General features: G+C 37.3%; 7 protein-coding genes, 1 tRNA gene and 1 pseudogene. 6 read left to right on the forward strand and 3 right to left on the reverse strand.

Going from position 1 to position 7683, the window contains the following annotated elements; genetic code table 11:
• Positions 1 to 551: 551 nt before the first annotated feature.
• Together F6K54_RS36015 and F6K54_RS36020 are read left to right on the forward strand one after the other, a co-directional pair.
• Positions 552 to 1073, forward strand: a complete 522-nt coding sequence (locus F6K54_RS36015) for a DUF937 domain-containing protein (protein WP_293088621.1) — start codon at positions 552 to 554, stop codon at positions 1071 to 1073.
• 933 nt (positions 1074 to 2006) lie between these two features.
• Positions 2007 to 2351: pseudogene (locus F6K54_RS36020) on the forward strand (IS200/IS605 family accessory protein TnpB-related protein); the annotation flags it as partial.
• 501 nt (positions 2352 to 2852) lie between these two features.
• On the opposite strand, the gene F6K54_RS36025 reads toward F6K54_RS36020, so the two are convergent.
• A complete protein-coding gene (locus F6K54_RS36025) occupies positions 2853 to 2975 on the reverse strand; it encodes a hypothetical protein (protein WP_293088623.1) in 123 nt (40 codons plus the stop codon).
• 346 nt (positions 2976 to 3321) lie between these two features.
• Here F6K54_RS36025 and F6K54_RS36030 point away from each other — a divergent pair, with 346 nt between their 5' ends.
• Positions 3322 to 4581 carry an MFS transporter gene (locus F6K54_RS36030; RefSeq protein WP_293088625.1) on the forward strand — a complete coding sequence of 420 codons (1260 nt, stop codon included), beginning with the start codon at positions 3322 to 3324 and terminating at the stop codon, positions 4579 to 4581.
• Between the two features lie 2 nt (positions 4582 to 4583).
• On the opposite strand, the gene F6K54_RS36035 is transcribed toward F6K54_RS36030, so the two are convergent.
• Positions 4584 to 4656, reverse strand: a tRNA-Arg gene (locus tag F6K54_RS36035).
• 82 nt (positions 4657 to 4738) lie between these two features.
• On the opposite strand from F6K54_RS36035, the gene moaC reads away from it, so the two are divergent.
• Positions 4739 to 5239: a cyclic pyranopterin monophosphate synthase MoaC gene (gene moaC, locus F6K54_RS36040; RefSeq protein WP_293088626.1), complete on the forward strand. Its 501-nt coding sequence runs from the start codon at positions 4739 to 4741 to the stop codon at positions 5237 to 5239.
• 394 nt (positions 5240 to 5633) lie between these two features.
• Here moaC and F6K54_RS36045 read toward each other — a convergent pair whose 3' ends face one another.
• Positions 5634 to 5858 (reverse strand): hypothetical protein, encoded by a 225-nt coding sequence (locus F6K54_RS36045; protein ID WP_293088628.1) that lies wholly within the window; start codon positions 5856 to 5858, stop codon positions 5634 to 5636.
• A gap of 223 nt (positions 5859 to 6081) precedes the next feature.
• On the opposite strand from F6K54_RS36045, the gene F6K54_RS36050 reads away from it, so the two are divergent.
• Both F6K54_RS36050 and F6K54_RS36055 read left to right on the forward strand, forming a co-directional pair.
• Positions 6082 to 7254 carry a transposase gene (locus F6K54_RS36050; protein ID WP_293088630.1) on the forward strand — a complete coding sequence of 391 codons (1173 nt, stop codon included), beginning with the start codon at positions 6082 to 6084 and terminating at the stop codon, positions 7252 to 7254.
• Positions 7255 to 7410: 156 nt separating this feature from the next.
• Positions 7411 to 7683 carry a trypco2 family protein gene (locus F6K54_RS36055; protein ID WP_293088632.1) on the forward strand — a complete coding sequence of 91 codons (273 nt, stop codon included), beginning with the start codon at positions 7411 to 7413 and terminating at the stop codon, positions 7681 to 7683.

A 7683-nucleotide genomic window follows, 5' to 3' on the forward strand; every position in this document is an offset into this window, starting at 1 on the left:
CTCTTAGGTCTTTCTGCTGCCTCTTGCAGAGGAGCTGCGCTAACAATGCACCAGCCTCCAAGGTCAAGCCTCTTTTCGGTCTAAAGGCGCGCTCCACAGACTGACACTGCTAGCCCAGCAGCCAAGTCTTAAGTCTAACACACTATTGACATACACCGCAAAATTGATTGGTTTTCCCATACGACGCTCCCCTTCGGGAGAGCGCGGGTCTTCAACCAACGTTGAGATAATTAAAGAGTTTTCTGATTATTAATTAATAGTTAATAAAGCGGATTTCTTATCGGTGAGGTACGACTGTAACAGCCTAGAAGGCTGTGCTACAAAGCGACAAAGCTTTTATAATATATTTGTACCTTATGACGCGCTGAATTAGAAGCAAAGGCAACTTTGATATCCGACATGGGGATAAAATCTTGTCTGTGTCTCGAAACCATATCCAACCTGTCCATAGACGAGATGGATACAATTACTCGTTTTAAGTATATTTTTTCTAAGAGGTTATTGGCCTTTCTTAAGCTCGTTGTTAACTCAATTATTACAGTTTAAAAATCATGGGACTTTTCGATCAAATTGTTGGTGCTATTAATAACCCTAATCAAGAAGCTAGTACGAATCAATTGAGTAGTATTCTTGGTACAGTGCAGCAACTAAGTGGCAATCTCGGAGGAGATTCTGGTGCAACTCAAGCTGCTATGTCAATTTTGGGTGGTCATGTACGTTCAGCTTTACAGCAGAAGCGGGAAGAGTCTGGCAATGGAGCAGTTCAAGCAATTGTCAATCAGTTTGCAGGTACAAATCCTAACCCCCAAGCTGTTACATCTCTATTTTCAGCTAATCAAATCAGTGAAATTGTTCAGAGTATATCTGAAAAAACAGGTTTTGATTTATCACAAATCCAGAATTTATTGCCTATTTTAGTACCACTAATTCTGAACTTATTGAAAACTGGTAATGACACTCAAAATCCTAATCAGGCATCTAATAATGTTTTAAATGGCTTTTTGGATGCTGATGGAGATGGGGATGTTGATATTTCAGATATGATGGGGATGGCAAGTCGTTTTTTGAAGTAAAGGAAAAGTTTTAGGTTTGAAGAGTAGCTAATATCCACAAAGACGTATCAACCTACATTCGCACGACAAAATGTAGCAACCGAAGAAGGAGTCAGGAGACAACCCACTCCTAACCCCTCCCAGGAGGCAGGGTCTATTTATTGTCACGAGAGAAAAAAGAAGTGGGGGAGTGGGGGAGTGGGGGAGCAAGGTCAATTTATCGTCAAGAGAGAAAAGTTGTATCCTTTGAAATTTTGAAATTTTGTACATCTTGCTAGAGTGGGTTAACCAAAAATATACAGTTGTAAATATTCTAGGCGCGACAATGAATTAGCCCTGCTCCCAAGAGGGGAAGACAGGAGACAGAATTTTAGAAGAAAATCATAGCTGCCGTGATTGAGTAATCATATCTAGCAAGTATTTATGCGTAAATTTTTTACTCGGAATTTGATGAACGAAAAAAGTAATTAGGGTTTGCTGAAAAAGTCTTTTTGCTCTTTGTAGGAGACAGGAGACAGGAGACAGGAGACAGGAGAAATGGGAATGTAGAGGAGGTAGAAGTAAGAATTGTCTTTCAATTTTTCTGCCATAATCGTCCCAAAATACTAGCATGCATGAGCTTTTTCCGCCGAAAACAGGCGCACTTTTTTCAACTCTAAAACGCTAAAACCAATATCAATCAATACTTTTAGAATTAATCAGCAAGCCCTAATTAATATGATTTGCATAGTATAAATATCTACCAAGTTACGGATTTATATACTACTTTTAATGATACAAATTAGAAGTGCGGAATGTGGGTTAAAAGCAATTAATACATTTTATAATAAACAGCGCTCTTATTTACAATCTCAATTAAAAACTAACCACAATAAAAGTAATTCTCATAGGTGAAAAAAATTAACTCACATTCATGTCGGCTCTTAGCCGAAACGAAATTGTCGAGTAGAAAATTATCTGCATACAGCAAATAAAAGAGTAATAGACTGGTGTGTAAACCATGAAATAGGCAGATTAATTATGGGGTATAATGAGACTTGGAAACAAGAAATAAAATTAGGTAAAAAGAATAATCAACAATTTGTAAATATTCCTCATTATAAGTTAATAGAGATGTTAATATATAAAGCCAAATTAAGAGGAATCAAAGTAATAATTCAAGAAGAATTTTATACATCTCAATTGAGCTGTTTAGATGTGGATAATTTATCAAAATATGGAGATAAAAAACCGAAATTTAGTGGAAAAAGAGTAACAAGATTTTTTGCCCAATTCTGGCCTAAAATACTGACTTTTTGAACATTTTATACACGCTCCGATGCTACCGGACATGATATCAAAAAGTGCGAACTTTTAGGCTACTGAGGTTCAAAAATTGAGCATTTTTGGCTCTATGATAATAGAAAAATCACTTTTACTATTTTTGTGGCCAACTCCTCTGTAACTCCTATCTCTCTTAACTCCTAACTACTCCCTACTCCCTTTTTCCCCTCCTGGGAGGGGGAGGGGCGAGGGGTGGGTTCCTACTCCCTACCTCCACAAAAAGACTTTTTCAGCAAACCCTAATTAGTAAGCCCTAGAATAGATATCTGAAAAGTTTTAATTATAGGTTTCAGCTTTTAATTTAAAAAATTAAAATTTTGTCATCAATCTTCTATCAAAAAACATCAAAAAATTCTTGAATTCATTCACGAAATTTAAACACTTTCAGAGCTTTTTCTCAATTTTGTGATATTATCGATAATAGTAAAATCTGGAGCTATTTATGACTTAATAGCAAAACAAAGCTGCAAATGCCTATTATGCCGTTATTTCTGTAGCGATCGCCCTTAATTTTTCATAGCACAGCAAACTAATTTTCTCCACCCTCCTTAACCAGTAATTGACAAATATATAACGATAGTGTATTGCAGAAATATTCAAGGAGGGTTGCTCAAAATCCCCTTGACAAAAATAACTTCTGACTTCTGAGTTCTAACTTCTGACTTCTCACAAGGAGGGTTGCTCAAAATCCCCCTTGACAAAAATAACTTCTGACTTCTGAGTTCTAACTTCTGACTTCTAACAAGGAGGGTTGCTCAAAATCCCCTTGACAAAAATAACTTCTGACTTCTGACTTCTGACTTCTGACTTCGTTGACCACCCTCCTTAACCAGTAATTGACAAAAATATAACCACAATGGTAGTTTTAAAGGTTTAGACAGGCAAATTTTAACAATCTGTTACAGAATATAGGAATACAAGTTATTTAGGTCAGGGTCAATTAACTGTGAAAGTATTCCGAACACTTGAGCCTCAAAACCAGCGCAGTCTAATGATGTTGTTCATTGCAGGCTTATTATTTTGGTCAAGTATAACTACCTTACTACCCACCTTACCTCTTTACATAAGTTTTATTGGGGGTACAAAACAACAAATTGGCCTGGTAATGGGTTGCTTTGCTTTAGGACTATTATTATCACGATTTGTTCTAGGACCATTAGCTGATATGAGAAGTCGGAAGTTAGTCCTGATAGTTGGCACAAGTGTAGCAGCGATCGCCCCACTCGGTTACTTACTACTAAAGTCTTTTCCTTTACTAATGGGGGTTCGTGCTTTTCACGGTATTAGTATTGCTGGAGTTACTATTGGCTATAGTGCTTTAGTGGCTGACTTGTCTCCTCCCGGTCGTAGGGGAGAATTAATTGGTTATATGAGTTTAGCAACTCCTGTAGGTATGGGAATTGGCCCAGCAATAGGAGGTTTTTTAGCAGAGGCGAGTGGTTATGTAGCTTTATTTATCGTTTGTTCTGCTCTGGGAGTTATGAGTTTATTATGTGGTTCTTTTGTTAGGGAACAAAACACTACAGTAGGAAAAAATCAAGCCGATCTAAATCCTGTTTTCAATGAGTTACAGCAACAAAAGTTCTGGCAAATATTAAGAAGTCGTAGAGTATTAGTTCCGAGTTTTGTGATGTTTATGGTGGGTTTAGTATTTGGCACAACAATCACTTTTCTGCCACTTTTTATTCAAGAAAGTGGAATTGCTCTTAACGCAGGACTTTTTTATACAGTTAGAGCGATCGCTAGTTTTATCATCCGCTTTTTTACTGGACGAGCTTCAGATAGATTTGGTCGTGGCATTTTTATCAGTGGAGGTCTCGCCTGTAGTTTGTTGAGTATGTTAACTTTATGGACAGCAAATAGCAGCAACACTATTTTACTCGCAGCTATTCTCGGAGGGACTTCTGCTGGCTTGGTTCTTCCTATGATGATTACTTTAATGACAGACCGATGTCCTCCTAGTCAAAGAGGTAAGTTTTTCTCTTTTTGTATTGGTGGGTTTGATTTAGGTTTGGCTTTAGCTGGTCCTTGTTTTGGTCTAGTGGCAGAGCAGTTTAGTTTTAGTTATAGAAGTATGTTTGCTCTGGATGCTTGTCTTGTTTGTTTAGCACTAGCTACATTTATCACCATGTCAAACAAAGACTTGTCCCATTCCATCAGATTTGCTTGTGGTCAGGGACAAGATACTTATGCCATTAATTCTTAATACGGGCCTGGAGGGATTCGAACCCCCGACCTCATGGTCCGTAGCCACGCACTCTATCCACTAAGCTACAGGCCCCCGTTAGGTTTAGTTTTGGACTAAGCTTAATTAAACAGCTTTTCTTCCGCACTAATAATTAATAATAGCATATTTGAACAAAATGACAAGAGATTTTTTTAAATTTGAGCAAAGTTTGACTCATCTGGATGAAGAGGGGGAAGCTCAAATGGTTGATGTATCTGCTAAAGTGCCTACTGTGCGCCAAGCTGAGGCTGGTGGACAAGTGCGGATGTCAAGAGAAACATTTGAGGTTATTCAAGCTGGTAATGCGCCAAAAGGTGATGTTTTGGGGACTGCTAAGTTGGCTGGTATTATGGCGGCCAAGCAAACGGCTCAACTTATTCCTTTGTGTCATCCTTTGCCGTTGCAAAAAATAGATGTTCGGTTAATTGCCGATCCACAACTGCCTGGGTATCAGATTCGGGCCATGGTGAAAACTAAGGCGGAAACTGGGGTGGAGATGGAGGCTTTGACGGCGGTTTCTGTGGCGGCTTTGACTTTGTATGATATGGCTAAGGCTTTGGAAAAGTCTATTTCTATTGAGTTGATTCGTCTGTTGAGTAAGAGTGGGGGTAAGTCTGGGGATTATCAATTAAGTTAAAAGTCAACAGCAGTTTTCTAGTTGATGAGGTACAAAGTTTTATTGCTTTAGGCAACAGGCAACAGGCAACAGGCAACAGGGAATATAGGAATAAATAGAGCTTACTGGCTAATGACCTTAAAGTCAGTTGTTAATTTACAGCGCTTTTCAAATTGATGAACCACATCTTCACACATCAAACCTTGTAGGGACGTTCCATGGAACATCCCTACTGTGGTCTACCCAAATAAAAACCACTGTAAACACTGTTCTTAAAGAGAAAGTCTTGTTGCTGTTAACGCAGTTCCTCCGGAGGAGACTAGCTGACTGCTAATAGCTAAATGCTAAGATTGAAATTGAGTATATTGACATCCTCCCGACGCTGCTCTACGAGACAGCGCGGGATTCCCTAACATCACTGATAGGGACTTTTTGCTTCCTCTTGACAGAGGAGCTGCGCTAACGTAGCACCTGCCTCCGAGGCCGAACCTCTTTTCGGTCTTACGGTCGCTCCACAGACTGACACTGCTAGCCCAGCAGCCTTATTGTATTGAGGATAGCACACTACTGTAAGAACCGCAAGATTGATTGGTTTTCCCATGCGACGCTCCCCTTCGGGAGAGCGCGGGTCTTCAACCAACGTTGAGATAAAAGTTATATGTAAATATAGTCATATATAGTCAAATAATGTCAAATATCTTCGTTGATTTGTGCAAAAGAGCTACTAAATATTTGACAAAATTTAATAACTCAAAGGCCATCTGTTTAATAGTATAATGAAATTGGCACGCTTAGTTCCAGACTAAATAATCATCAAAATTCCGAAATCCTCGAATCCTAATATAATTTTAACTCCTGGATTTATGAAATTAGTTGAGAGACATATTATTCAGACAAATCATCGGTTTTATGATGAAATTGACAGGCTTTGTTTCTTGTCGAAAAATCTTTATAACTATGCTAATTATTTAGTTCGTCAATCTTTCATATTTGAAAATACTTATCGTCACTATTACGACCTGCAAAAAACACTCTCTACTCAATCAGAATATCAAGCAATGCCAGCTAAAGTATCTCAACAAATCTTGATGATACTAGATAGAAACTGGAAGAGTTTTTTAGCAGCGAATGAAGTTTATAAACAGAACCCATCAAAGTTTAAATCTCGTCCTCGTCTTCCTAGATATAAAAATAAAGTAAAGGGAAGAAATATTGTAGTTTATACCACACAAGCCATCAGCAAGAGACAATTAAAACAAGGAATTATTAATCCTTCTAAAACCGGGATTTATCTAAAAACATTAGTACGTACTTCACAAATTAAACAAGTTCGTCTCATTCCAAGACTTAATCATTATGTAATAGAGGTAATTTATGAGAAATGCGAAAAACAATACGAGCTAGAGAAAAATCGTTGTGCCAGTATTGATATAGGATTAAACAACTTAGCTACATTAACCTTTAACCAAGCCGGAATCAAACCGCTCTTGATCAATGGCAGACCGTTAAAATCTATCAATCAATACTATAATAAAGTTAAAAGTTTCCTACAGTCTCAACTCCGGGAAAATCAATCAAGCCAGAGACTGAAAAAGCTTTGCAATAAAAGAGAATTTAAAATCAATGATTATCTTCATAAATCATCTCGTTTGATTATTAATACCCTGATTAATCAGAAAATAGGAACATTGATAATCGGGCACAATCAAGAGTGGAAGCAGAAGATAAATTTAGGGAAAAGAAATAATCAAAATTTTGTATGTGTGCCCTATAACAGGTTAATCGAAATGTTATCTTATAAAGCCAAGATGGTAGGAATAGATGTAATAATTACAGAAGAATCTTATACATCAAAAGCAAGTTTTATAGATAATGATTTGATTCCAGTGTACAAGGAAGGTGAGAAAAATCAAGTCACCTTTTCTGGAAAAAGAATAAAAAGAGGTTTGTATCGTACCGCCAGTAAAAGATTAATCAATGAGTTACGTGAACGGTTCTTTGAACATTATGAAAAAAGCAGTCCCAAATGTCTTTGACTATGGGAAGCGAGGGTGTTGTAGTGCCTCCTCCGGAGGAGCTGCGCTAACACCCAGTCAGGATAAAACCTGCAAAATAAGGATATGTCATATTTGACTATATTTTTATGAACTATAATTGATTGAGTAAGGTAATTTTTAGTCATCTATAAATTTATGGATAATGAATCTATTGGGTTAGCAGAGTTAATCGAAAAAGTTAAGGCTGAGTTGCTTAATCCTGCTAAAAATCCTCGTTTTTTATTTGTTGATAATGTGGAATTAGAATTGCAAGTAGTTGTGAGAAAAGATGCTAAAACAGGTTTAAAAATAGATGTACTTGGTATTGGTGGAGCAAAGGTTGGTGCTGATGTTGAGCAAAGAAATATTCAAAGGGTGAAAGTTAGTCTTTCTCCTGTGTTTACTAAAGAGGAATTGAAAGAATATTGA

Source organism: Okeania sp. SIO3B5, assembly GCF_010692555.1.
Lineage (GTDB): Bacteria > Cyanobacteriota > Cyanobacteriia > Cyanobacteriales > Microcoleaceae > Okeania.